Raw genomic sequence first — 24449 nt, 5'->3', positions numbered from 1 at the left:
GTTCAACCAACAATGCTCGCACTGCACGCGGGGGCGGCCCAGGACGACCCGGAGGACCTGGTGCTCAGCCAGGCCTCGACATTTGCCAGTTCGAGCAGGCGCACATTTTCCTCTCCGGTTGTCGGTCGCTCGGGCCGGAGCGTTTCCTCGATCGCGCCGGGATCGAGAATGCGGTGACATGCGAGCTGTCCGTCGAGCAGCCGGGCGCGCAGCTCCTCGCGTTTGCGCTGGACGATCTCGCCGCAGAATGGGTCAGGCGTGCCCTTCATCCGCCGCTCGACGATCACGCTGGGGAGACGATTGGCAAAGGCCGCGCGGGCCATTGCCCGGTCCCGGCCACCTTCGCGCCAGCGCCAACTCGGGATGGCGAGGCAGGCTTCCATGATGGGCTGGGAAAGCAGCGGATTGACCACCGGCAGCATCTGGCTGCGATCGGATTCGAGCGTGAGCTGCGCGCGGACCAGCGCGGCGATGTGCGCCGCCTTGCCCGGTAGTGCCGAGGCGGGGGCGTCGAGCCATGGATGATCGAGCGGCGCGTCTGCGAGCGAGGCGACCAGGTCGGGATGCAGGAAGCGCGGGTTCGGCTTCCAGCGATAGCCTCTGGGCTGGCGTGCAAGGTGCATGGCGGCGCGCGTCACGCGCAGCGGTCCCGCGCCGGTTTGTCGGCAGACGTCCCGCAGCGTCGCAAATGCGCCGGCGCCGGGTCCCTCGTGGAGGGTCCGGTCCGCGAGCGCGGCAGCCGACTGCGAATAGCCGAAGACATTGTCGCCGCCATTGCCGGTGAAGAAGGCGTCGGCGCCGATCTGCCGTGCGAGGGCGCGATGCGCGGCCTCGTAGGGCTGCGCTTCGACACGGCCTGCGGGACGCGGCAGGTGCCCGCCGAGTGGTCGTGACAGGTCGACCGCATCCAGGTCGTAGCGGTGTTCGGAGAGCGGCAGGCCAACCGCGTCGCACACCAGTTGCGCGAAGGCGCGTTCGTCGCCCGCTGCGTCGTCGGTGAACATTGTCAGGCACTCGGCGCCGGACCCAGCCTTGCCAAGACTGGCTGCGACGATGGAAGAATCGAGCCCGCCCGACAGGCTCAGCAACGGACGCCGGTAGAGCGAGGCCCAGCCGGCGACGCAGTGTTCGACGACCCGCCGCAGCCGCTCGGCGGTCGCGGCGCTGCCCTCGTCGTTGTGGAGATCGGCGAACGCCCAGGGGGACCAGCCGGTGGTCGTCTGCTCGGCCGCGCCGTCGAGCATCACGATGTCGCCGGCGCGGAGATCGCGGATACCGGCAAGCGCGGTTTCGGGGGTCGGCAGACCGGCCGAGTACAGGATCCGGCCGAGCGCTTCCCATGCTACCGAATATCCCTGGCCGCTCGCTGCTTCCAGAAGCGCGACATCCGAAGCGAAGAGCTTCAGCCCGTCCTGTTCGGTCCGGTAGCAGGGCAGCGCAGCGGAGGGATCGCGAAGGACTTGCGTCCTGCCGCCTTGGGACCGCACCCCCACATAGCCGCCCCACCAGGCTTCGAGCAGAGCGGCGAAGCCATGGCGCGATAGGTGCGCCCGTTCTGCCTCGCTGAGGGCAGTCACCGCGCGCGCGGGACCCTGGCTGGGGAACAGGGTGCCGATGACGACCGCTTCCGGTTCGATGGCGACACAGTTGCAGGCCTCGTTCGTCAGCACTGCGAAACCGTGGGCGCTGTGCGTCACCGCGAGGCCGGTACGGGTCGCGATACGCGCCGTTGCCCGAGCGACCGCCTCCCGGTCCGCGACCAGTAGGAGATAACGCGGCCTCACCGCAGCACCAGGATCGGGGTGTACAGCCGAACCTGCTCAAGATCGCCGACGACGACGGCATCACCGGACTGAACCCAGCTATGCGCCGCGAAGGGGTGAAGGCGAACGCCGAGGATCAGCGCGGCATCCAACCCGCGGTGCCAACAGAGGCGGGCTGCTGCGATCGCCCGGGGCAGGCATTGGTCAGCTGCGGGGAGGACCATGGCGCTCGTCGCGAACGCGCCAGCGATTGCCTGCAGCGACGCTTCACCCGGCGATCGAGCTGCCGGCGCGGCGGGTGTCAGGAGCCCTCGCAGGATCTTCGCAAGCGGCCGCCGTCGGAGCCAGTGCTTCGCGCGCAACTGACCGAAAATCGCCTGCGCCGAGATCCACGCGGCCCTGCCTGGACCGGCATGGGCGAGGTCTCGCGTTGCAACCGGAAACGAGACGGCTCGCGGGCGTTGCGTGGGATCGGCGCCAGCGACTCCGGCGTCGACCAGCGCGGCGTGGGCGTCCCGGTCGATCGCTTCGCCGGCAGCCCAGCGCTGGAAGATCGCATCCAACGGCTCGGACAGGCAGAAATAGCGGTCGCGTTCCAGGTCCAGGAAGACAGCCTGGCCTGCACAAAGGCACCAGGAGATATTGGCATGAGAAGGTAGCGACATGTCGGGATCCGCCAGCGAAAGGGCGCGCACCCGAAGGCACGCGCCCGGGTCGATCAGTCGTCGGTGAGGCCGACATTCTGCCGCAGGCTGGTCTCGACATCGGCGAAGCCGATCGTGCCGCCCTTGGTGTCGACGCTGGCGACGCCCAGTTCGATGGTCTGTTCGGTGTTCATGGCACTTCTCCAATCATGGGAAATGTCATGGCCATGACCCGATCGAAGGTAGCCGGCCCGCTGGTTATGAGAAGTTTATAATCCGATTATAATTCGAATGTTTGCGCAGGCTTTGCGATAAACCTTTTGGCAACTGGCCGGACCGACCATCGGCAGCGGCCGGGTGGCCACCACTATGTCCAGGCCTCGCGGCTAAAGGTGGTGGCGCATGCCCACCAGGCGCATGCTTTTCCCGCCCGGCTTCGTCGTTGCCTGTGCGGCCTCCGTTCGATCGGGGCACGGTTCAAAGCGCGGCCTGTTTCTGTGCCTCCCTGGTTGCACAGCTTCCATGTCCCCCCTGCGGCGCCACCACGATCTGGTGCGCGTCGCGAAGGTCGACATCGCTGCACAACAGGGCGCCCAGCCGGCGCGCCAGGAGGAGCGTGTCGTCGACACGGAACCATCCCGATACGCGCCGCGCGCCCAGGGACGGCTCTGCGAGGCGGATCGGCCGGCTGGCGGTGCGGTTCGCCAAGGCGATGAGTTCCTGGACGGACACCGCTTCGAACGATTGCGGCGTGTCGCTCTGCAAGCCTGCGGCACCTGCCGAGGTTACGTGCCCTGCGGGATGTTCTGGCTCGGCTGGGTAGCTTACCTCCTGGCCCGGCGTCAGCCTGCGGATCGCCGGCGTTGCCTTGGCGGCGTCTCGCGGCAGCGCCACATCCACCGCGCCGCGGAGCAGCCGGACCTCGACCTTGCCGGCGCGTGCCAGTGCAACCTCGAAGATCGTGCCGCGGGCGGTCACGCTGCCGCCGCCAGCCAGGACGATGAAGGGCCGGCGTTCGTGCGCGACCTCGAACCGCGCCTTGCCGCGGACCAGACGCAACTGACGCACGCCGGCCGCGATCTCGACCCCGACTACCGTGTCGGCTGCAAGCGTCACCGTCGAGCCATCGGCGAGTTGGACGGTCTGTGGGGCGGTGCTCGTCGACAACGTTCGGTGGTCGGTCGTGCCCGCCACGGCGGCTGGCCGATCGGATGGCGGCGCCGAGGATGGATAGGTGATCCAGCCCCCGACGCCGATCGCGCAGGCGGCGATGGTGGTCAGTGCAACGGCAAGGCCCTTGCGCCTTTGCTTCGGGTCGGGCGCGGCGACGGCGGGAGGCGCATCCGGCTCGGAGAGCAGCTTGCCCATCGCGAAGATCTCGGCGGCGCGATTATATGCAGCACGGTGTTCCGGCGCCTCCGCCAGCCAGGCCTCCAGTTCCGCCCGGTGCACCTCGGCGTCCGGGCCGCGCGTCCTGGCAAAGCGGTGCGCGGCCTCGCGGGCCAGCGCCTCGGCGGCACCCTCGGTGGGTTCTTCGGCGATGGTCATTGCCCCAGCTCCTTGCCGATCCGCACCAGCGCCTCGCCAACATGCCATTCGACGGTGCGGATGCTGATGCCGAGTTGAGTCGCGATCTCCTTGTAGCCGAGCTCCTCCATCCGGTGGAGCAGGAACACCTCGCGCGTCCGGGGCGGCAGCGCGTCCACCGCCGCCCGGTAGCGTATGCGCATCTGGTCGAGCTGGATCGCATCCTCCTGGGTAGCACGCGTCTCGGGTTCGTTCGCCGCGTCGATCGGCACATGCGCCATGCGGTTCGCGATCCGCCGTGACCGGTCGATCAGCAGGTTGCGTACGATCCGGTTGAGGAATGCCTCGGGCTGGCGCAGACCCTCGCGAGTGCTCGACCCGAGCAGCCGGGCAAAGGCATCCTGCACGACATCATGGGCGTCCTCGCTCGAGCGCAGGCGCGCATCGAGCCAGCGACGCAGGCGCGGTGCCTGCTCGCGGTAGAGCGCGTCGATGCGCACTTCGGCATGGCCGTCCCCGTGGGGCGCCGCGCCAGGATCCTGCTCGGGTCGCCGCATGGGCGGACCTAGGCGAAGCCGCCGCGCAGCGCGCGGGCAGGGGAAGGGGATCGCACGAGAACCCATCTCGTGCCGGGCAGATGCCTCGGGGGATACACCCGACCGCGCTGGTCGAATGCGTGTGATGCCTGGCGGTCGAACTCCACAGCGGGCTGCCGGCCTGGACCGCGCTGCCTATGCAGTCTGCGGCACTTCGCGCGGCTGTGCAACTCTCCCGGCAAGCGACTGATTTGGTTGCCCGTCCGCCGCCCTCGGGGCCGGACGCCGCATGTCGGGCGCGGCGCGGGCGTCCCGCAACCCGGCCAGGGCCGGGTGCTTCGCTGGCGCTTCGCCCTGCGGTGCGGGCCGCCGCTGGATCGCGCCCGTGTGCAGCGCCGTCGACCGGCCCCGTCGGGGCGGCGCAGCGGAGCAGGATCATGTCGACGAACCAGAAGGAGAGACAAGCAGCGATGCAGCGCGCGGTCGCCGTTTTGCCCGAGGCCCAGCGCGCGGTGTTCCAGCTTTGCGCCGTGGAGGGGCTCGCCTATCCGGAAGCCGGCGCACGGCTCGGCATCAGTACAGCCGAGGTCGAACACCTCCTCGGAGAAGCCATCATCGCCGTCGACCGGAGCCTTCGCGATGCGCGATATCTGCGCGATCCCGTTGGTTTCGGCGGCAAAGCGCGTCGCGCGCTGTTGCATCGCCTCGCACGCTGGCTAGGGTCTGGCTGATGCGCACCGATCTCGATCACCTACCGGCGGCGAAGCAACGCGAGCTCGAGCGCGTGGTGCAGATCCTGTTCGAGGAATTCGGCGACGCGACCGCCACCGCGACGGTCGACTGGAAGCGGCACGCCCGCATCCTCAAGGTCATCCTCTATGGCAGCTATGCGCGCGGCGGCTGGGTCGACGAGCCGCATACCGCCAAGGGCTACCAGTCCGACTTCGACCTGCTGGTCATCGTCAACCACGACAAGCTGACCGACCGCGTCGAGTTCTGGGCCAATGCCGAGGAGCGGCTCAACCGCGAGCTTGCCGTCACCCGGACCCTGCGCACCCCGGTCAACTTCATCGTCCATACGCTGCAGGAAGTGAATGACGGCCTCGCCCATGGCCGCTACTTTTTCATGGATGTCGCCCGCGACGGCATCGCGCTCTACCAGAGCGACAGCACCGGGCTGCACGAGCCCAAGCCCAAGACGCCGCAGCAGGCATTGGCGATGGCGCAGGAATACTTCGGCGAGTGGTTTCCGGCTGCGATGCAGCGCTTCGAGCTGGCTACGGTTGGAATGGAGCGGGGTTTTCAAAAGCCGGCTGCGTTCGATTTACACCAGACCGCCGAGTTCCTGTACCACTGCGTTTTGCTCGTCTGCACCTTCTATACGCCGCACGTTCACAATCTCGGGTTCCTGCGCACCCAGGCCGAACGGATCGATCCGCGGCTCGTGGATGCATGGCCGCGCGACAGCCGTGCCGATCGCGGTCGCTTCGAGAAGCTCAAGGAAGCCTATGTGAAGGCGCGCTATTCCAAGCACTATCGGATCAGCGACGAGGAGCTTGCCTGGCTCGGCGAGCGCGTTGAGGTGCTCGGCCGTGCCGTCCAGGTGATCTGCGAGGAGCGGATTGCGGCGCTGGAGCGCAGCGCCGCCGCCTGACGGCTTCGTCGAGAGGGCGCGGCTCGTCTATCTTCGGGTGGGGCGTATCATATGCGCGACGGTGCCGGCTACGGCTGTGATCCTGCGGCGATGATAGCGCGTCAGCGCAGCCGTCAGTGCGATCCGGTCGCCGGCAGCAATGATCGATCCCAAGCCCGTGATTTCCTCGACGATGACGGGCAGGGACGCGACCTCCGCCTTTCGTACTATCGCGAGGCGATCGTTGAGCGACCGGACCGTCGCGACAAGCTCGGCGCTCTCGGTTGCCTGCGCGACGCGGAGGAAGAGCGTGGCGGTGATTTCCTGAACGCTGCCGGAATGCTGGATGCGGGTGTCGGACGCAGGCTGGACCTGTCGTGCCGCCAGGCCGAGCACCCGCCCATTCCACTGGTAGAGATCGCGCAGCGCGGCCTCGGAGAGCAGCGGCACCCGGAAGCCGTTGTGATTGGGTGCCTCGACGAGCCGCTCGCCGGTCAGCCGGTGGAGCGCATCGCGCACCGGTGTGATGCTGGCGGCGATCTCGCGGCCGATGATGGCAGGCTCGATCGGGGCACCGGGCGGCAGCTCGCCTTCGAGAAGCATCTGCTTGATCGCACCATAGACCCGCTCGAAAGTGGCACCGGGGCTCATCGGGCCAGTTCCCGTGGCCGGAGCGCGATCATGCTGCCTTCGCCTGGGCGGGTGGGACCTGCGGCGGGATGCCATTGGCCGCGAGCAGCGCCGGGGTGTCGGGCCGGATCTCGATCTGGAGCGCGCCAAGGCGCATGCCGCCGACCGTGCCGACCGGCCCGAGCCCATGTGCCTCCCAGCCAAAGGCTAGGATCTGCTCGCGCCACCCGGGCTCGGCGACGCCGACATAGCGGGTGATCCCATGCTCCAGTGCATAGCTGGCGATGCCGTGGACCAGCATGTCGCGCCACCTGCGCCGCTCGCATGCGCGGAGGCGCCGGTCGAGACAGAAGCGGGTGATCTCCCAAATGCTGGGGCCACTGGGCGGCGGCACGTCGCACAGCGCGGCGAACAGGCTGCCCAGCAGATGCGGGCGCTCGGTCGGCAGCAGCCGGGCGGATGCCAGATGCTGCCCCTCGCCGTCGGTGAGGATCAGGTAGCGGGCATGGATATCGTCGAACTGGTCGACCTCATAGCGGCCGGCGAGGACCGGCAGGTCCCAGCCGAGCAGGTCGACGAATACCCGCTTCCGCGCTTCGAACATCGCGCGCATCACCGCATCGCCTGCGGCGGCGCCATCGCCCTGGATGAACTGCATGATCGGCTTCCCTCGCTGTGGAAGCCCGATCCTCCGTCCCGATCTGGACGGTCGCTATTCCCCAGATCTGGGGAGTTTCAACGCCGCAGCGCGTCGGTGAAGCTCAGCGCTCCATCGAAGATCGCGTGGATCGCGAGCTGGGTCCGGTTGCCCACTCCGTAGCGGCCGCGCGCTTCCTTCAGGTGCTGGATCGCCGTTTCATGACTGATGCCCAGGATCTTCGCAATCGCCCAGTCCGACTTGCCCTGTGCTGCCCAATAGAGGCAGTCGCGCTGGCGGTCGCTGAGTCGCGGCCGGTCCGCCTGCGCCCGCCGCATGCCGACGAGCCGCCTGGCGCTTTCGAACGCCGTGGTTCCGACGAACTGGAGGAGCGGCAGCCATTCGGGGCGCGGACTGTTGCCCCAGCTCACCGCGAACGTGCAGGAGCCGGCGGCCTCGCCGGGCACATGCGCCGGAATGGTAATGCCGTCGATCAACCCGATCCTGCGCGACCTGGCGAGGAAATCCTCGTCACGGTTGGTCAGTGCCAGCAGCCGTGGCAGCATCGACCAGCAGAAGCCCGTACTGGTGAGGTGGCTGGCGCGGTGCACGGGGTCCGAAGGGCCGAACCGTTCGGCATCATAATAGGCTTCCCAGTCACGCGGATAGTTATGCAGCCGGAGCGCAGGCTGCGGCGCCCGCGGCACGTCGACATGGTGCGACAGGGCAAAATACTGGAAGCCCATCTCGTGCGTGATCGCGTGGAGGAGATCGCTCAGTTCACTGAGGGTCGTGGCCGCCAGGGCGGCCTGGCCGAAATGCTGCGCGGTTGCGATGACCATCGGGCGTACCCACCCGCTGCCGGACGCGCCCCAGGCCGCTGCGCCGAGGTGATTGCCAAGCCCGCGCCGCGCCCACCGCTTTTCCGTCGGCATCGCGACCCGATCGAAGTGCAATCGATACTAGCTTTTGGTGCACTGCGCAAATTATCTTGGGGGAAGTGGCCTGCAAGCCATTTGACAGGCTCGGTATTTGTCCTGCGTACCAGCCATGGGGCCGGCGGCTGACCCGCGACCTGACTGGCGCGACGACGCGCCGTACCGCGCGCTGGCCGGCATCGATCGCGCCGGTCTCGCCTGGGAGTGGTTGCGCCGCGATCCCGGCTATGCGGCAATGGCTGCCCGGCTCGGGCGCCTTGGTGCAGTCGCGGATCAGTCTCTGGTGCCGGAGGCGGACGCCCGAGCTTTCGGGCTCTGCTTTTGCCGAGGATCCGGGGCGGCCTGCACCCGAGGCGCGCCTGCTCTGGCACGCGGACCTCGATCCCTTCGTGCTCGAAGTCCGCGTCTCGCCGACTGCGGCGACGGACCCCGATGGCATCGACCTAGCCCGTCTGCTGAGGTGGGCGACGATCGTCCGCGGCGGTGGCCGCGAGCATGTCGCGCTTTCCGACGGATGGCACCGGATCCGGCTGGACGTGGTCGGCGGGTCGCTGGTCGAGGAGGGACCTGCGCGGCTTGATTATCTCCTCTCGGGCATGACCCGCGTCGATGCCCATGTCCTGACCCTGCGGCGCATGCTGGAGCTATGGCGCACCGGACGCTTCTCCCCGAAATTGCACCCGCCCGAGCCGGGCATGGGGCGGAGGATCGAGGCGCTGCGCGTCGGCGACGCAGTGGCGGCGGGCGCCACCTATCGCGAGATGGCGTCAGCGCTCTACGGTGCAGACCTGGTCCGCGACGAATGGAAGGGCCGGTCCGACTTCCTGCTGTCGCGCGTCCGCCGGCGAGCTGACGAAGCGGCGCGCATGGCAGCCGGCGGCTGGCGTGCGCTGTTCGGCACCGGCGCTAGTTCGCGCGACGATCGGGCTCCCGGCGCGCGCTAAAGTTGAAGGTCCGCCGCGTACACCGCGCGGACCCAGGCGGGCAAATGGGGGAGGGCGAACACCAGCCGCCCGTTCGCAAAGGTCAGGCAGTGGCTGGGAGGCCGGTTGAGCGTGGAATTGTCGAACACCATCGCGCGATCGGACCGGAGCGCGGCCTCCCGGATCAGCGGTGCCCCGCGGGCATAGCGCGCGCGGATCTTGTCGTCGGGCACGACATGCCCGCCTTCCTCCACCCGCGCGCCGACGCGCGCCACCGAGAGCTCTGGCGTCTCGACCCCGACATGCATCAGCACCACGGTAAAGCCGCGCGCCTTCGCCTCGTCGATCAGGTCGAGCTTCGACCGGTGCGAGAAGACCGTCTCGGTCACGAAGTCCTGGGCCCGGGCGAGATGGTCGGCACGCCGAGCCGTCGCGATCCGCGCGGCTTCATAGGAGGCTGCTGGCGAGGGATCGCGCAGTTCGTCGCGCTGGATCAGGTCGGCGTTGATGAACGGACCTGCGAAGCTCGGCGCGACGCGCGTGGCATAGAGCGTAGACTTGCCGGCGCCATTCGGTCCGGCAAGCACGATCATCGTCGGCTTCATGCCTTGCGGCCGGGCTTCTCGTGCACGAGGTTGCCGCCTTCATCGAGCCCGACGCCGAGGCCAAGCTGGCGACGCTGGGCGAAGAACGCCTCTTCCTCGGGGCTCGCCTGGCCCATCTTCTCGACGAACCCGTCGAGCCAGACGTCCTTTTCCTCGTCGGTGAGCGCGGACGTCTCGATCCCGCCGGCAAGCGCTGCGGTGATGCGGGCATGGTCGAAATTGCCCGACTTCTCGATCGCGCGCCCGATCCGGACCCAATGGGCGATCTGCCCGGCCAGCGACCGGCTCTGCAGCTCGGATTCACGGCGCACGATCTTCATCAGGTCGTCGCCAAGCTTGATCGACTGGGCCATCCCGCACCTCCACGTCTATAGGTAGCAATTTGCTACCTCGGTTTCAAGCGATCGGTGCACGCCGCTGGCGGCGCACCGCGGCGATGGCTGTGGACGCCGCGCTCCCCGCGCGGCGGCTTGTCCGTGCCTCTCCCGGCACGGCGGGGGAGGACGGCGCGCCCGGCTAGGCCCGGCGTGGCCGGCGGCAACCCCTCCGCTGGCGCTCCGGGGTGCTCCGCTGCGCTTCGCCCTTCGGTGCCCCCGGCCCCTGGCGCCGGGCCTCTGGGTCGCTGCTGCCGCCCACACCCCGCCTTTGCGGGGAGGCATGGTGCCTTTTGGGGCGGCGAGGAGGAACCGATGCGCCAAGCCACCAGCCGATCTGCCCGCTCGCGCGGTGCCTGCGAGGATCGCCAGCCTGCGACCCGAGCCAATCTCTATGACGAAGTAACCGCGCGGATCGTCGCCGAACTCGAAGCCGGGCGACTGCCCTGGGTCCAGCCATGGGGCAGGACCGGCGGGATCGGGCCCGGCCTGCCGCGCAATGCGCTGACCGGCCGCAGCTATTCCGGCGTCAATGTCCTGATCCTCTGGGGTGCGGTCATCGAACAGGGCTGGCCCTCGCAATCCTGGCTGACCTTCCGGCAGGCGCTGGAGGCAGGCGGCTGCGTCCGCAAGGGCGAGCGCGGGCAGTGCGTCGTCTATGCCGATCGCTTCACCCCCGAGGCCGAGCGCGCGCGTGCCGCCCGCGACGGCGACGACGCCAAGGCGGTACCGTTCCTCAAGCGCTTCACCGTCTTCAACGTCGCCCAGTGCGAGGGCCTGCGCGCAGGGCTGGCCTGCGACCCTGCGCCCTTGCCCGAGGGCGAGATCGTGCCGGTCGCCGAGGAAGTGATCGCCGCCTCGGGCGTCGAGTTCCGCGTCGGCGGGGATCGCGCCTTCTACGTGCCCTCGCACGACTTCGTGCAGGTGCCGCCGCAGCCCGCCTTCTTCGAACAGGTCAACTATTACCGCACCTGCCTGCACGAACTCACCCATGCCACCGGCCATGCCAAGCGGCTGGGCCGCGACCTGACCAACGCCTTCGGCAGCAAGGACTATGCCCGTGAGGAACTCGTCGCCGAGATGGGATCGGCGTTCCTTTGTGCCGCCCTCGGCATTGTGCCGACCGTGCGGCATGCCGACTATATCGGCAGCTGGCTGGAAGTGCTGCGCGAGGACCATCGCGCGATCTTCCGGGCGGCGAGCGCTGCCAGCAAGGCTGCGGACTGGCTGCTCGCCCGCCACCGCGAGGCCGAGGCCGTCCGCGAAGCGGGGAGGGCGGCGGCATGATCCTCCTCACCCCCGACCTTCGCGCGGCGCTGCGCGCCAACGACATCGCCCGCCGGACTGCCCGGCGCGAGGGGCTGCCGGAGCCCGACCCGGTGCCGCTCGTCAAGCTGTTCAACCCGCTGGGCGCCGCGACCTGGTTGGCGACCGAGCTCGACGAAGACGGCGACACGCTGTTCGGCCTTGCCGACCTTGGCTTTGGCTGCCCGGAACTCGGTAGTTTCAGCCTCTCCGAGATCGCCGCGATCCGGCTTCCCTTCAGCCTCCGCATCGAGCGCGACCTCGGCTTCGAAGGTCTGGTCCCGCTCTCCGACTGGGCCGAGTGGGCGCGGCGCGCCGGGTCGATCATCTGGGCCGAAACGCTGCTGCGCCGTGCCGTGCGCGGTGGGCAAGCGCCGGACCCCGAGCTTCCGCCGAATGGCGGTTGAAGCGCCGGCGGCGCGCTTCGCCGCCATCCCCGACAGCCCGGTCCGTCCCATCGAAACGAAAGGCGGACCGGCGCTCGCAAGGAGTACGACCATGACCCTGATGTTCATCGACCAGGACAAGCTGTCCGTCAGCAAGACCAACATGCGCTACAGCAAGAAGGCCCCCGACGTGGCCGACCTGCTGCCCACCGTCCGCAAGCGGGGCATCATCCAGACCCTGCTCGTGCGCCCGGCCGCCGAGGCCGGGCGGTTCGAGATCGTCGCGGGCGCGCGGCGCTTCCACGCTGCCCGGATCGTCGCCGCCGAAACCGGCGAGCCCGAGCCTTTGCCCTGCCGCATCCTCGCCGATACCGACGATGCCGCCGCCATCGAGGCCTCGATGATCGAGAACCTGTCCCGCCTCGACGCCGACGAAGTCACCCAATGGGAAACCTTTACCCGGCTGGTCCGGCAGGGCCGCGACGTGTCCGATATCGCCGCCACCTTCGGGCTGCCTGACCTCACCATCGCGCGGGTGCTGGCACTCGGCAACCTGCTGCCGCGCATCCGCCAGCTCTATGCCGCCGAGAAGATCGACCGCACGACGATCCGCCACCTGACGCTCGCCAGCAAGCACCAGCAGCGCAGCTGGCTGGCGCTGTTCGACGACCCCGAGGGCTATGCTCCGACCGGTCACCAGCTGAAGGCATGGCTGTTCGGCGGCCAGTCGATTGCCGCACGCTTTGCGCTGTTCGACCTCGATGCGTTCGGCGGCGCGATCGTCGCCGACCTGTTCGGCGAGGACCGCTATTTTGCCGATCCCGATGCCTTCTGGGCTGCGCAGAATGCGGCGATCGAGGCGCGCCGCACAGCCTATCTGGAACAGGGCTGGAGCGATGTCGTGGTCGTGCCGCCTTCGGAGCACTTTCATAGCTGGGAGTATGGGAAGACACCCAAGCGCAAAGGCGGACGGGTCTATGTCGATGTCCGGGCGAGCGGCGAGGTGACCTTCCACGAGGGCTATCTGTCGGCCAGGGAAGCGCGCCGCCGCGCGCGCGGCGAAGCGTCGGAACCCGCCAGGGCGCCCCGTCCGGAAGTGACGTCGACCATGCAGACCTATCTCGACCTGCATCGCCATGCCGCCGTCCGCGCCGCGTTGCTCGGCCATCCCGGCGTCGCGCTGCGGCTGATGGTCGCCCATGCCATTAGCGGCTCGCATCTTTGGCGGGTGTCGCCCGAACCGCAGGCGACGCGCAACGACGCGGTCCGCGAGAGCGTCGAGACGTGCCCCGCCGAGGCGCTGTTCGAGGAGCGCCGATGCGCCGTGCTGGCCGTGCTCGGCCTTGCACCCGACGAGCCGATCGTGACCAGTGGCAGCGGCCATGAGGGCGGCGTGCCCGCGCTCTTCCTGCGGCTGGTCGACCTGCCCGACGCGGTCGTCATGGAAATCCTGACCATCGTCATGGGCGAGACGCTGGCGAGCGGCAGCGCCGTCGTCGCGGGGCTAGGCGTCCATCTCGGCGTCGACATGGCCGACTGGTGGAAGGCGGACACCGCCTTTTTCGACCTGATCCGTGACCGCGAGGTGCTCCTCCGGATCGTCGCCGAGGTGGCGGGCGAGACGGTCGCCGCCGCCAACGCGGCCGAGAAGACCAAGGTCCTCAAGCGCATCATTCGCGATCATCTGGACGGAGCCGACGGGCGCCAAAAGGTCGAGCGCTGGGTGCCGAGATGGCTGGGCTTTCCGGCGTCCGCTTATACCGGCCGAGGCGGGAACGACGCCGTTGGTGCGCGTGATCCGGCCGAGTCCGCGCAGGCCCCCGAGCCGGACCCCGACACCGCGCCTGCACCGCTGCAGCAGGCGGCGTGATCGGAGGCGGGTGGACTTCGGTTCGCCCGCAGCCGGCCCCGAGATTTCGGCCGCGTGCCGTCGCCCGAGGGCGCGCCACGCGGCATTTTTGCGTCGCGCCGTGTTCCGGGCGTAGTCTGCCGAAGAGCTTCACGGAAAGGACAGGGCGCATGCAAACCACCGCGATCGTCTGCGAAGTGCGGTATCGGCTCGACCCCGAACGGCTCGCCGAATTCGAGGAGTATGGCCGCGCCTGGGTGCGCCTGATCGAGCGGTTCGGCGGAACCCATTACGGCTTCTTTCTGCCGCGGGAGGCGCCCAGCGACACGACGATCAGCTTCCCCGGCAAGGGGCGGCAGGGTGAGGGTGACATTGCCGTCGCGCTGTTCGGCTTTCCGGACGACGCGGCCTATCGCCGCTATCGCACCGAGCTGCCGCAAGATCCCGAAGCCGCCGAGGTCATCGCGCGCTTCGCTGACCCCCCCTACCAAAGCTATGAGCGCCTCTTTCTCCAGCCGCTTTCGGGCGCATTGTAGGGGCGGAGCGCAAGGCGATCAGAGCGTCTCCGCCAGCGGCAGCACGACATCGCGGGTCAGCGGCGCGAGCGGCAAATGGGCTGCCTCCGCGATACCGATCCAGACCGCTTCCGCGATTTCCGCCTGCACGATCGGCGCGTGTCGGACACGGAGATGGAAGAGCTCCGCCTCGACGATCGTGTCGGCCTCATTGGCGGCCGGCGCCGAGAATCGGCCGAGATAGGTTGCATCCCGCGCGCGCAGCGCCAGCCCGATCTCCTCGGCCAGTTCGCGCCGGAGCGCGGCCAGCGCGCTTTCCTGTCCCTCGATCTTGCCGCCCGCCTGCATGAACCACCGCGACCCCGCCTTCCGCACGAGCAGCAGCCGTCCGTCGCCGTCGTCGATCAGGGCGGCGGCGATGCGAATCGTCCTGGACGCTGCGTCTGCCATGCGCTCAGCCGACCGTCGGCTCGGGAAGGCTGCAGGAATCGATCCACGCGGCGCCGACGATCGCTGCAAGCCGATCCGGCGACAGCGCGACCGACGTGTTGCGCGAGCCGGCCGCCGGATAAACGACCGCGAACGCCTTGAGGCTCTGATCGCAGTAGATCGGCAGCGCTGCGGGCAATCCGAACGGGCAGACGCCGCCGATCGGATGGCTGGTCACCGCCAGCGTTTCCGCAGCATCCAGCATCCGCGGTCGTCCCCCGAGCGCTGCCTTGGTCTTGCGATTGTCGAGCCGCGTGTCGCCGCGCGTCACCAGCAGCGCGACCTGGTCCCCCACGCGAAGCGCGAGCGTCTTGGCGATCTGGCCGGGCACGACATCCAGCGCGATCGCGGCTTCGGCGACGGTCGCCGTGCTCTGTTCGACCGTGATGACGGCCAGGTCGGGCGCACGCAGGGCGAGGTCGGCGAGAACGGATTCATGGCTCATCGAGCGTAGCGATAGCTCAGCAATCCGCGATGCCCAATGCGCAGTGTCGCCGCGAAGCGCTTCCGATCGTCGGTGGCCTTCCGATGTCGGTCGCGACCGCCCCAATGGCCTCTCTTGCTGGCAGGTCTGGCGCTGTCCGGCCGGGGCCGCGCAACGGCGTCGCCGACTTTCTTCCCCGCCCTGGCGGGCTCCTCGCGGACCAAGAAAGCCGGCTTTGGCCGTCCTTCGCTGGCGCTGCGGCCTTCCGGTGCGCGTCGTCCGCCCATCGCCTGGTCGCCTGCCATCGAGGCCGCATGGGGCGGCATCGAGACACGCATCAGGAGACATCACCATGGCACAGATCGGCAGCTTCACCCGCGGCGAAAACGGCATCTACACCGGCGAGATCCGCACCCTCACGCTCCGCGTCAAGGCGAGCATCCGCCCCGTCGAGCGTGAGCACGACAAGGCCCCCGACCACCGCGTCAATGCCGGCGGCGTCGAATTCGGCGCTGGCTGGACCAAGGCGGCGCGCGAGACCGGCGCGGAATATCTCAGCCTCAAGCTCGACGATCCGTCCTTCCCCTCGCCGATCTACGCGACCCTGACCCAGGGCGACGACGGCGAATACAAGCTCATCTGGTCGCGCTGACATCGACCACCCCTCGCGCCACGCGCGGGGGGCTTCGATCCTTGCGGGGTAGCGGGGTGTCGAACCGATGCAGGTCGATTCCGACACTCCGCAGCCCGCGCTTCGGCAGCCATCCCAGGCGCGAGCGACGGCAGTCCCGCCGCCGGCTCGATGCGACGGGAGTGGCGGATGGACATCGACGACGACATCGCGCGCGCGAACCGCGCCAAGCGCGGCTCGCCCTACCTCAATACCGACCAGGCGGCGGCCTATCTCAAGATCTCGACGCGGCTGCTCAAGCAGTTGCGGCGCGACGGCAAGGGCCCTACCTTTCGCCGCCACAGCCAGCTGATCCAATATCATATCGACGACCTGGGAGCGTGGTCGGACGCCCAGTCGGTTCGCGGCGACGGCCATGGCTCGGCGTGAGAAACCGCCCGGCGAACTGCCGCTGCTCGCCTGGAGCGACCGGCCTCCCGCGCGGGGACAAGTGCCGCGGCGCCTGGGCTGGCGGGCCGCCGCGGTCGGCCTCGGCACCAGCCTGCTGGTACTGACGATTGCCGTCCCCCCGAGCCCGCGGCTGGTCTGGAACGCGAGCGCCAGCGCGCCGATCGGGCTCTATGCGGTGGAGGCCGGCGCTTCGATCCAGGCCGGCGACATGGTCGTCGCGCGGTTGCCCGAGCGTTGGCGGATGCTCGCCGCCCGGCGCCGCTATCTGCCTGCCAACGTGCCGCTGGTGAAGCAGGTCTCAGCGGTGGCGGGCGACCAGGTCTGTGCCGTCGGTGCCCATGTCCGCGTCAACGGCAGGCCCATTGCCGAACGCCGCAGCGCCGATGCTGCAGGTCGTCCTTTGCCTTGGTGGCATGGCTGCATCCGGCTGCGGCAGGGCCAGTTGTTCCTGCTGATGCCGGGCACTCCGGCGTCGTTCGACGGACGCTATTTCGGCCCGACCGAGGGCGCGCACGTGATCGGGAAGGCGACATTGCTATGGCGGCGCTGAGGGCGGTTGCGGCCGCGTCGCTGCTGCTCCTCGCCACCCCGGCACAGGCCGATCCGGTCGAGCAGTGGCGCCCGTTTATCGCGGAAGCATCGGCACGGTTCGGCATCCCGGCCCCCTGGATCGAACGCGTGATGCGGGCTGAAAGCGGCGGACGCACCATGCTCGGTGGCCGACAAATCCGCAGCCGGGCTGGGGCCATCGGGTTGATGCAGCTGATGCCCGCCACCTGGGCGGAGATGCGCGCGCGGCTGGCCCTGGGCAACGACCCCGACGATCCCCGCGACAACATCCTGGCGGGTGCCCTCTACCTGCGGCTCATGTACGATCGCTTTGGTTATCCCGGCTTGTTCGGCGCCTATAATGCCGGGCCGGGCGCCTATGCGGCGTATCTGGCGGGCAGGCGATCGCTGCCGCGCGAAACCCTTGTCTATCTGGCGGCGGTCACGGGCGATGCGGTGCTGGTCCCTTCACCGAGCCGGCAAGCCGCCCGGGGACCGGGGCTGTTCGTGGTGGGGCGGAAGGGCGCTGTCTCCCCTTTCCCGGAGCGGAAGGACATGGCCCCGAGCATGCTTTTCGCAGTCCGGAAGGTCGTCCCATGACCGAGAGCGGGGGAGGGGTTCGTCTCGAAAGTCCGAGCATGACGGGTGGCGAAGCGGCTCTCAAGGCCCGCGGGTGCCCCCCAATTTTCTTCGAAAATCGGTTCCCCCCACGTCCGCTTCGCGGCGCTTCCGCTGGCGCTCCAGCGGCCCTGACAGCCGCTCCGCCACCCGTCTTCGAGGCGATGTTCTCGATCAGGAGAACAGAAGCGAAGGAGACGGTCATGGCGATGGTACATTCATTTTCGGCAGCGTCGGGCGCTGCCCAGGATCGCGTGTTGGCGGCGCTGGTTGCGGGGCTGGAGCGCGAGTTCGGCCATGAGGCCGGCGAGGCTTTGGCACATCGGTTCCTGGATGCCGAGGAGGCCGAGTTTCTCTGGGAAGCGCGTGACCAGGAGCGCTGGATCGGGTCGTATGAAGGCGCGGACAGCGAAGCGGATGTCGAGCTGGACCGGGTCCGGATCGTCGGGCGGCTGGCGGGTCGCTGGTACGTCGCGATGATGATCGTCGATGGCGACGGAAACCCGCACGGGATGCTGGGCAAGCGTAGCTTCTGGCATCGACGGGCGGCCATGGCGGCGTTCGCGGATGCCTGAGCTTCCGGTCAATTCATGCCGGGACGCGGTGCCACATCGGCATCGTGTCCCGGCTTTTTTGTCGCGCCAGGACGGGCGGGGCAGGGTGGTCGGAGAGGAAGGAAAGGGGAAACAAGATAAAGGCAGTGTCTCTCGACCCTGCCCAAGTAATTGTCTGCACATCCTTTTCCTGCGAGACAGGCGATCACAGGCGCGAGACATGCCGGTCGGGAACGCAGGAATACCGCCATTCCTTCGCCGAAATCACGAGATGCAGGATCATCGCCATGCCTGACGATGAGTTTACCCCGAAGCTCGGCGGGAAGGCAGGCAAGGACTCCAAGCTCACGCGAAAATATGGTGGGCGCATCCTCGCTGCAGCGAGACTCGCCGGCTCCAAGACAGGCGTCCGGTCGCGCCGGTTCGATGGCAGCCGTATTGGGCGCGGCGCGAGCATCGGGCGGTTGCTTTCCAGCCGCGATCGGCTGGCCGGATTTCGTGGTCGCCGTGCAGTGGTGAAGGCGAGCCTGATCCGGCTCCAGGGCAAGGCTGGTCAGGTCGCCCGCGCTCACATGCGCTACATCCAGCGCGACGGCGTGACCCGCGAAGGCCTGCCGGGCGAACTCTATGGTCCGGAGACCGACCGGGCCGACGGCGACGATTTCCTCAGGCGGACATCTGGCGACCGTCACCAGTTTCGCTTCATCGTCTCGGCCGAGGACGGTGCCGAATATCCCGACCTCAAGCCCTATGTCCGTCGCCTCATGACGCAGGTCGAGCAGGACCTGGGCACCAGGCTCGATTGGGTCGCCGTCGACCACTTCAACACCGAGCGCCCGCACACCCATATCGTGCTGCGTGGGGTCGACGATCGCGGCGACAACCTCATCATCGCGCGCGAATATATTTCGCATGGCCTGCGCGAGCGCGCCTCCGAGTTGGTGACGCTCGACCTTGGCCCGCGCACCGACAGGGAAATCGAAGCGCGTCTCCGCCACGATGTCGACCAGGAGCGCCTGACCGCGATCGACCGGCGCCTGCTGCGGCGGATGGATAGCCAGCGCGAAGTCTCGCCGGCCGATAACGATCCCTTCCAGCAGTCGATCGCGGCAGGCCGACTACGCAAGCTGAAAGCAATGGATCTCGCCGACGACATCGGCAGCGGCCGCTACCGCCTCGCCGACGGGCTGGAGGACACCCTGCGCCGGATGGGCGAGCGGGGCGACATCATCCGCCTCATGCAACGCGAGCTAACCGCGCGTCGGCTCGACCGCGCCGGGGTGGAGCAGGTGGTCGCGACCGACCTGCGCGAACCCATCGTCGGGCGGCTGATCCAGCGGGGCTTTTCCGACGAGCACCGCGACCGCCACTATGTGATGATCGACGGCATCGATGGCCGGGTCCATTATGTCGACATCGGACGTGGCAGCGCGACCATCTCGCTACCCGAGAATGCGACCGTGCGGATCGACCCGACCAAGGCCGAAGCGAGCCAGGCGGACCGCACGGTCGATGCCGTCGCTCGCGTCAACGGCGGGCGCTATTCGGTCGACCTTCATTTGCGGCACGATGCGAACGCGAGCGAGGCGTTCGCGGCAAGCCATGTGCGAAGGCTCGAAGCGATGCGGCGCGCTGGCGCGGGACCGGAGCCGCAGGCCGACGGCAGTTGGTCCATTCCGCACGACCATCTCGCCCGCGCGGAAGCCTTCGCCCAAAGGCAGCAACGGGACCTGCCGGTGACCCTCGCCATTCTGTCGCCGACGCCGGTCGCCGAACTGGCGGCAAAGGAAGCGCCGACCTGGCTCGACCGGGAGCTCGGGAGGGGTGCGCCCAATGCTATGCGCGATGGCGGTTTCGGCCGCGAGGTGCGAACGGCATTGGTGGTCCGCCGCCAGTGGCTCATCGAGCAGCAATTGGCCGATGGCCACGGCCAAGATTTTCGGTTGCGCAGCGGCGCCATGGAAATCCTGCGGCGGCGCGAGCAGGAGAACGCCGGCAGGCGGTTCGCCGGGCAGCTGGGCAAGCGGTTCGAGCCGGCCCGGATGGGCCAGCGCGTCGAGGGCGTGATCGCTCGGCGTGTCGACCTTGAAAGCGGCACCTATGCTTTGGTCGAGCGGTCGCGCGATTTTACGTTGGTTCCGTGGCGCGACATGCTCGAGCGCCATGTCGGCAAAACGGCCTCCGGAATCTTGCAGGCCGACGGCATCAGCTGGCAGTTCGGTCGCGGCAGGGCCGGTCCCGCGATCAGCTAGGTAGAGCTAACCCTTGAGGAATTCTCCACAACGTCCGCGCTACTGCCGACGGCTCTCACCGCCTCTTCCACGCGATCGCGATTACAGTCTCGCGTTCAGGATCATCACGGTCGCGGCCAAACCCGCGGTCACCCGCTAGCAGGAGCACCATGGCGCGATCATCGAGCGTCGCCGGATATTGGACTGGCTCGACGGCACGGTCCCAGACAACGAAACGCGGGTGACACCGTCGGCGCATATCCGTGGTCGAGGAAGTAGGCAAAAAGCACCCGCGCAGCGCGTGCTGGCACTTTGAATGGTGCGACCGCCCCAGCACGGCTAGAACCTTCCGTTCCGGCGACGATCACGATAGCGGCGCACTATATTTGTTGCTATGCTCCCGCGACGCGCGGGGGTAGGTTGCCATTAATCGGACCCAAGAAGAACGAAGCCCGGCACCTCGTTCTGCCTTGCCCGCTAAGTCACGGGCAGGATTGGATGAGTAGTTCGAATGAAGGCGCGTAGGTTCGTAGACTTATTTTCTGGATGCGGGGGCTTGTCGCTTGGCCTATCGATGGCTGGCATGCGAGGCCTCTTCGCCATCGAGCGAGATCCCATGGCTTTCGACACTTTCGCCGCCAACTTCGTCTCCGATGCCGCTGCGTCAAGCTACGGGTTCGAGTGGCCCGAATGGCTTGACCAGCGGGCGTGGGGAATTGACGAGCTTCTCGATCAGCATGCCAACCGGTTGCAGCAACTGCGGGGGAAGGTGGATGTCCTTGCGGGCGGACCGCCGTGCCAGGGGTTCAGCTTTGCAGGACGCCGGGTGGAAGACGATCCACGCAACCGGCTCTTTGAGAAATACGTCGAGGCAGTCGATGCAATCCGGCCAGCCGCGCTGATCCTGGAGAACGTGCCGGGGATGCGGGTCGTCCATCGCCGCGCGAACGTCGTGGAGATCCCGTTTGGGCCGGCGCCCAAGAAGCGCTCCTTCTACGACAAGCTCGCGGAAAGTCTGGACGGCATCGACTATGACGTCGAAGCCATCTTGGTCGATGCGTCGCGGTTTGGCGTGCCGCAGCGACGCTCGCGCTTGATCGCGATCGGCGTGAGCAGGGAACTGTCTCAGTGGCTCGACGGCGGCATAGCGCGGGTCTTCGCGCTTCTCGAGGAGGAACGCGCCTCGCAGCTCGCGGAACTTGGCCTCGGCGACGAGGTGTCCGCGGCGGATGCAATCTCGGACCTGGAGACCATGCGCGCCCCGCTGCGGCCGTGCGAGGATCCGGAATCAGCCCGCGGCTTCATGGAGGCGAGCCGGTCCGAGGCCCGCTCGCGCTACCAGGAATTGATGCGGGGGGACGGCGACGCGGTGCCGGACAGCATGCGGCTTGCGAGACACCGCGACGACGTAAGGGAGCGCTTCGCGCGCATTCTCGCGGAGTGCCGGAAGGGCGTCCGTATGAACGACGAGTCCCGCCGCAGCTACGGGCTCAAGAAGCACCGGATCTACCCGATGTCGGACGCCAGCCCGGCGCCGACGATCACGACCCTCCCGGACGATGTCCTCCACTATTCCGAGCCGCGCATCCTGACGGTGCGGGAGAGCGCACGACTCCAGTCCTTCCCGGACTGGTTCCAGTTCAAGGGCAAGTACACGACCGGCGGGGATCGTCGCACCAAGGAGTGCCCCCGGTATACGCAGGTCGGGAATGCCGTCCCGCCCTATCTTGCCCGCGCGATCGGTAGCGCGCTCGGAAAGGCACTTGCCGAGATCGAGCTAACACAGAAGGTCTTCGGCCAGGCATCGTCGCGTCCTCCCCTGGCGGCGTCGAGGTAGGCGTGGAGGATGGGGCCACCGAGGCGCCGTTCCCGGCGCAGCTGCTTAGGTGGGCGGGGAACCGCTCGGGCGGCGTCCGTCGCCTTTTTGACGAGAATAGCGGTCGGCCCGGCGCCACCGTGTTCCGGACGAACCTCCTTGCGCGGTTGCAACAATGGTGCGCCGACATCGGGGCTGCAAAGGAGGGGACGCCGCGGATCGTGCTGCTGGTCGGCGGGCCGGGGAACGGGAAGACCGAAGCCATCGAGACGACGATGACCTGGCTCGACGACGCGCTTCGGTGCGACGGCAAGCTGTTGTCCGCGCTGGAAACGGCGTTCATGCCCGACGCCGGCAAGGTACCGAGGACGATCTCGATCGATGTCGGCGAGCTTGCGTCGCCCAGGCGAGCCCTTCCGCTGTCGATCGTGCAGGATGCATCCGTCATCGCTGGCTCGACCGGCCTTACCCACGCGAGCCTGCTTCTCCGGGAACTCAATGAAGTGATGCAGCCAGGCGCTGGTGGACTCTACCTGTGCTGCGTTAACCGGGGCGTGCTCGACGACGCCTTGATTGAGGCGATCGAGACCGGCGCCGCCGAAGCGCGTCAACTACTGGAGTGCATCAGTCAGGCGGTCAGCCTTGCCCCCGACGCCCCCGCGTGCTGGCCGCTGGCTGACTACCCGGCGGTCGCGGTCTGGCCGATGGACATGGAGTCGCTCCTCGCGGGCACGGAGGGCGGCGACCCGGCACCAGCGATCGAGATCTTTCGGAAGGCGCTCGACGCCCAGATGTGGCCCGAGGCCGATAGCTGCCCCGCAGGCTCGTCGTGCCCATTTTGTACGAGCCGCGCCCTGCTGGCGCGCGAGCGCCACGAGACCGCACTCCTCCAGAGCCTGCGCTGGTTCGAGATCGGGAGCGGCAAGCGCTGGAGCTTTCGCGACCTGTTCTCCCTCGTCTCGTACCTCCTTGCCGGGCACCAGGATGAAGCGCCCGAGGACGCCTCGCCATGCGCATGGGCAGCGAGTCTAGCCCGGCTCGATCAGGAGGCATCCGCTGGCGCCCGTCCGCGGAAGGACAGCTCAACGGCGATCTTCAGGCTGGTTGCGGCTCAATACCAGCACGCCTTGTTCCACGGCTGGGACAAGGAGGCGGGTCCCGCCCTCTTGCGCGACATTGGTGAGCTTGGGATCAAGGACAACAACACCGCGATGGGACTGCAATGGTTCCTGTCCTCGCGCCGGGCACCATACCTGCCGGCCATGATCTCTGGGCTGCTCGAGGGTTTCGACCTCCTCCTTGACCCGGCGATCGCGAGCCCGGAGAGCGAGGCGCAGGCGACGCGAGGCACGACCTACCTGCTGCGCGACCTGGACACGCGTTTCAGCCGGTCAGTCGCCGAGGGACTGGACTATGTCCGGAAGTCCCGCGTGCTGTCCGGAATCGAGGCGGACCTTCTCGGCCGACTGTCGGAGCTCGACCAGCTGCTCTCACGGCAGCAGGTCCGGCGCAAGAAGCCTGCTGTGGCGACCCGCGTCCAGCGGCTGGTGCGCGACTTCGCCTGCCGGCTGGTCCGCAGGAGCATCGGAGCCCGCACCGCCACCGTCCTCGATGCAGAGGTCCTCGGCGAGTTTCAGCACGTCGTCGAGGATGGGCGGGGCGACGGCGTGTTCGAGGTAGCACGCGAGGTCGAGCGGCTGCTCAACAACAACCAGGATTTTGAAGTCTCGCTCACCACGACGTTCGGGCAGCCGATGCCGCCTCCAACCCGCCGGGCAACGCTGGTTGTCCAGCGGCGACATGTCCAGCCTGCCAGCATGTCCAGCGATGGTAGGCCGAAATCGCCGCTTCAGTTCCTTGAGGTCGGCGATGGCGCCTCAGCCCAGAAGATCGCGCTGACATACGACCTGTTCAAGGCTGTCAAGGAAGTCGACCGGGGCATGTCGGTTGCATCCCTGCCGCGATCCGTTCTCGCACTCCTGGATACGACCGGCGCGCGACTAGGCGGCCCGATCGTCCGCGACGCGATCGTACTCCCCCGCGCCGAGATCAGGCTCGGGGCGGGCGGGATTGCCGTCCAGCAACGACGCGACGGCTTTGGTCTCTTGCGCGACGGCGGGCGCCGATGACCCTCGCGCAGTTCCGCGATTCACCCTGGGCGAACTCCCACGACGCTTATTCCAAGGCTCGCCTCGCGATGTCGCCGGCGCCGGAGTATGCAAGCTCCGAGGTCATCCTCTCCTCGCTCTATCGCGTCATTGGCTTTGACGACGCCGCCGAGCGCACGGTCCCGCAACGTGGCCGGGAGCTAGACCGGGCAATTAGGCCGTAGACTCATAAGCCCTGAGCCACAGCCGCATTGAGGCAAGCTGGACCATTGCAAGGAAGTTGGCCGCGAGCTTGTCGTATCGGGTGGCGACGC

General features: G+C 68.2%; 28 protein-coding genes and 1 pseudogene. 16 read left to right on the top strand and 13 right to left on the bottom strand.

Going from position 1 to position 24449, the window contains the following annotated elements:
• Window positions 1-2: 2 nt before the first annotated feature.
• From ACT53M_RS14535 to ACT53M_RS14515, 5 genes are all read right to left on the bottom strand, one after another.
• Entirely contained in the window at window positions 3-1784 is a 1782-nt protein-coding gene (locus tag ACT53M_RS14535; RefSeq protein ID WP_476234220.1) for an asparagine synthase-related protein, read from the bottom strand.
• Window positions 1781-2428, bottom strand: coding sequence for a lasso peptide biosynthesis B2 protein (locus ACT53M_RS14530; RefSeq protein WP_476234219.1), 648 nt, complete (start codon window positions 2426-2428; stop codon window positions 1781-1783). Before ACT53M_RS14530 ends, ACT53M_RS14535 begins: the two co-directional genes overlap by 4 nt.
• 53 nt (window positions 2429-2481) lie before the next feature.
• Complete coding sequence (locus ACT53M_RS14525) at window positions 2482-2601, bottom strand: hypothetical protein (RefSeq protein ID WP_444544598.1); 120 nt, start codon at window positions 2599-2601, stop codon at window positions 2482-2484.
• 283 nt (window positions 2602-2884) lie between these two features.
• Window positions 2885-3955, bottom strand: coding sequence for a FecR family protein (locus tag ACT53M_RS14520; RefSeq protein ID WP_476234218.1), 1071 nt, complete (start codon window positions 3953-3955; stop codon window positions 2885-2887).
• Complete coding sequence (locus ACT53M_RS14515; RefSeq protein WP_476234217.1) at window positions 3952-4491, bottom strand: RNA polymerase sigma factor; 540 nt, start codon at window positions 4489-4491, stop codon at window positions 3952-3954. The genes ACT53M_RS14520 and ACT53M_RS14515 overlap by 4 nt, the downstream gene beginning before the upstream one ends.
• 416 nt (window positions 4492-4907) lie before the next feature.
• On the opposite strand from ACT53M_RS14515, the gene ACT53M_RS14510 reads away from it, so the two are divergent.
• Both ACT53M_RS14510 and ACT53M_RS14505 read left to right on the top strand, forming a co-directional pair.
• The gene (locus ACT53M_RS14510; RefSeq protein ID WP_476234215.1) at window positions 4908-5201 is read left to right on the top strand and encodes an RNA polymerase sigma factor; all 294 of its coding nucleotides are present in this window, start codon (window positions 4908-4910) and stop codon (window positions 5199-5201) included.
• The gene (locus ACT53M_RS14505) at window positions 5201-6124 is read left to right on the top strand and encodes a HEPN domain-containing protein (RefSeq protein WP_064312258.1); all 924 of its coding nucleotides are present in this window, start codon (window positions 5201-5203) and stop codon (window positions 6122-6124) included. Before ACT53M_RS14510 ends, ACT53M_RS14505 begins: the two co-directional genes overlap by 1 nt.
• 27 nt (window positions 6125-6151) lie before the next feature.
• On the opposite strand, the gene ACT53M_RS14500 is transcribed toward ACT53M_RS14505, so the two are convergent.
• The 3 genes from ACT53M_RS14500 to ACT53M_RS14490 all read right to left on the bottom strand — a co-directional run bounded on the left by ACT53M_RS14500 (window position 6152) and on the right by ACT53M_RS14490 (window position 8305).
• Window positions 6152-6754: a GntR family transcriptional regulator gene (locus ACT53M_RS14500; protein WP_476234213.1), complete on the bottom strand. Its 603-nt coding sequence runs from the start codon at window positions 6752-6754 to the stop codon at window positions 6152-6154.
• Window positions 6755-6782: 28 nt separating this feature from the next.
• A complete protein-coding gene (locus ACT53M_RS14495; protein ID WP_476234211.1) occupies window positions 6783-7391 on the bottom strand; it encodes an acyl-homoserine-lactone synthase in 609 nt (202 codons plus the stop codon).
• A gap of 77 nt (window positions 7392-7468) precedes the next feature.
• On the bottom strand, window positions 7469-8305 hold the full coding sequence (locus ACT53M_RS14490; protein ID WP_476234209.1) for a helix-turn-helix transcriptional regulator: 837 nt from the start codon (window positions 8303-8305) through the stop codon (window positions 7469-7471).
• A gap of 115 nt (window positions 8306-8420) precedes the next feature.
• On the opposite strand from ACT53M_RS14490, the gene ACT53M_RS14485 reads away from it, so the two are divergent.
• Both ACT53M_RS14485 and ACT53M_RS14480 read left to right on the top strand, forming a co-directional pair.
• Window positions 8421-8888 (top strand): transcriptional regulator domain-containing protein, encoded by a 468-nt coding sequence (locus ACT53M_RS14485; RefSeq protein ID WP_476234207.1) that lies wholly within the window; start codon window positions 8421-8423, stop codon window positions 8886-8888.
• Between the two features lie 16 nt (window positions 8889-8904).
• Entirely contained in the window at window positions 8905-9252 is a 348-nt protein-coding gene (locus tag ACT53M_RS14480) for a DNA -binding domain-containing protein (protein ID WP_476234206.1), read from the top strand.
• On the opposite strand, the gene ACT53M_RS14475 is transcribed toward ACT53M_RS14480, so the two are convergent.
• Together ACT53M_RS14475 and ACT53M_RS14470 are read right to left on the bottom strand one after the other, a co-directional pair.
• A complete protein-coding gene (locus ACT53M_RS14475) occupies window positions 9249-9836 on the bottom strand; it encodes an ATPase (protein WP_476234204.1) in 588 nt (195 codons plus the stop codon). The two genes, ACT53M_RS14480 and ACT53M_RS14475, sit on opposite strands and share 4 nt — an antisense overlap.
• Entirely contained in the window at window positions 9833-10189 is a 357-nt protein-coding gene (locus ACT53M_RS14470; protein WP_476234202.1) for a ParD-like family protein, read from the bottom strand. Before ACT53M_RS14470 ends, ACT53M_RS14475 begins: the two co-directional genes overlap by 4 nt.
• A 336-nt stretch (window positions 10190-10525) precedes the next feature.
• Here ACT53M_RS14470 and ACT53M_RS14465 point away from each other — a divergent pair, with 336 nt between their 5' ends.
• The 4 genes from ACT53M_RS14465 (at window position 10526) to ACT53M_RS14450 (ending at window position 14286) form a co-directional block, all read left to right on the top strand.
• Window positions 10526-11497: an ArdC family protein gene (locus ACT53M_RS14465; RefSeq protein WP_476234200.1), complete on the top strand. Its 972-nt coding sequence runs from the start codon at window positions 10526-10528 to the stop codon at window positions 11495-11497.
• Complete coding sequence (locus ACT53M_RS14460) at window positions 11494-11922, top strand: DUF2958 domain-containing protein (protein WP_476234199.1); 429 nt, start codon at window positions 11494-11496, stop codon at window positions 11920-11922. Before ACT53M_RS14465 ends, ACT53M_RS14460 begins: the two co-directional genes overlap by 4 nt.
• Before the next feature lie 91 nt (window positions 11923-12013).
• Window positions 12014-13771 carry a ParB/RepB/Spo0J family partition protein gene (locus ACT53M_RS14455; protein ID WP_476234198.1) on the top strand — a complete coding sequence of 586 codons (1758 nt, stop codon included), beginning with the start codon at window positions 12014-12016 and terminating at the stop codon, window positions 13769-13771.
• 149 nt (window positions 13772-13920) lie between these two features.
• Entirely contained in the window at window positions 13921-14286 is a 366-nt protein-coding gene (locus tag ACT53M_RS14450) for an NIPSNAP family protein (protein WP_476234196.1), read from the top strand.
• Window positions 14287-14304: 18 nt separating this feature from the next.
• Here ACT53M_RS14450 and ACT53M_RS14445 read toward each other — a convergent pair whose 3' ends face one another.
• Complete coding sequence (locus tag ACT53M_RS14445; RefSeq protein ID WP_476234195.1) at window positions 14305-14715, bottom strand: NUDIX hydrolase; 411 nt, start codon at window positions 14713-14715, stop codon at window positions 14305-14307.
• A gap of 4 nt (window positions 14716-14719) precedes the next feature.
• Window positions 14720-15199 (bottom strand): YbaK/EbsC family protein, encoded by a 480-nt coding sequence (locus ACT53M_RS14440; protein WP_476234193.1) that lies wholly within the window; start codon window positions 15197-15199, stop codon window positions 14720-14722.
• A gap of 331 nt (window positions 15200-15530) precedes the next feature.
• Between ACT53M_RS14440 and ACT53M_RS14435 the strand changes: the two genes are divergently transcribed.
• From ACT53M_RS14435 to ACT53M_RS14400, 8 genes are all read left to right on the top strand, one after another.
• Entirely contained in the window at window positions 15531-15830 is a 300-nt protein-coding gene (locus ACT53M_RS14435; RefSeq protein WP_476234192.1) for a DUF736 domain-containing protein, read from the top strand.
• Between the two features lie 168 nt (window positions 15831-15998).
• Window positions 15999-16238, top strand: coding sequence for a helix-turn-helix domain-containing protein (locus tag ACT53M_RS14430; protein ID WP_476234191.1), 240 nt, complete (start codon window positions 15999-16001; stop codon window positions 16236-16238).
• The gene (locus tag ACT53M_RS14425; protein ID WP_476234190.1) at window positions 16225-16809 is read left to right on the top strand and encodes a S26 family signal peptidase; all 585 of its coding nucleotides are present in this window, start codon (window positions 16225-16227) and stop codon (window positions 16807-16809) included. The genes ACT53M_RS14430 and ACT53M_RS14425 overlap by 14 nt, the downstream gene beginning before the upstream one ends.
• Window positions 16797-17408: a lytic transglycosylase domain-containing protein gene (locus ACT53M_RS14420; RefSeq protein ID WP_476234188.1), complete on the top strand. Its 612-nt coding sequence runs from the start codon at window positions 16797-16799 to the stop codon at window positions 17406-17408. The genes ACT53M_RS14425 and ACT53M_RS14420 overlap by 13 nt, the downstream gene beginning before the upstream one ends.
• Window positions 17409-17629: 221 nt before the next feature.
• A complete protein-coding gene (locus tag ACT53M_RS14415; RefSeq protein ID WP_476234187.1) occupies window positions 17630-18001 on the top strand; it encodes a hypothetical protein in 372 nt (123 codons plus the stop codon).
• Window positions 18002-18267: 266 nt separating this feature from the next.
• Window positions 18268-20232, top strand: coding sequence for a relaxase/mobilization nuclease RlxS (rlxS, locus tag ACT53M_RS14410; protein ID WP_476234186.1), 1965 nt, complete (start codon window positions 18268-18270; stop codon window positions 20230-20232).
• A gap of 490 nt (window positions 20233-20722) precedes the next feature.
• On the top strand, window positions 20723-22048 hold the full coding sequence (locus ACT53M_RS14405) for a DNA cytosine methyltransferase (RefSeq protein ID WP_476234185.1): 1326 nt from the start codon (window positions 20723-20725) through the stop codon (window positions 22046-22048).
• A gap of 119 nt (window positions 22049-22167) precedes the next feature.
• Window positions 22168-24156 (top strand): hypothetical protein, encoded by a 1989-nt coding sequence (locus tag ACT53M_RS14400; protein ID WP_476234184.1) that lies wholly within the window; start codon window positions 22168-22170, stop codon window positions 24154-24156.
• Between the two features lie 192 nt (window positions 24157-24348).
• Here ACT53M_RS14400 and ACT53M_RS14395 read toward each other — a convergent pair.
• Window positions 24349-24449, bottom strand: a pseudogene (locus ACT53M_RS14395) (IS5/IS1182 family transposase); the annotation flags it as partial.

It is taken from the genome of Sphingomonas sp. DMC6, assembly GCF_056314225.1.
This window is presented reverse-complemented; position numbering and strand designations above follow the sequence as displayed.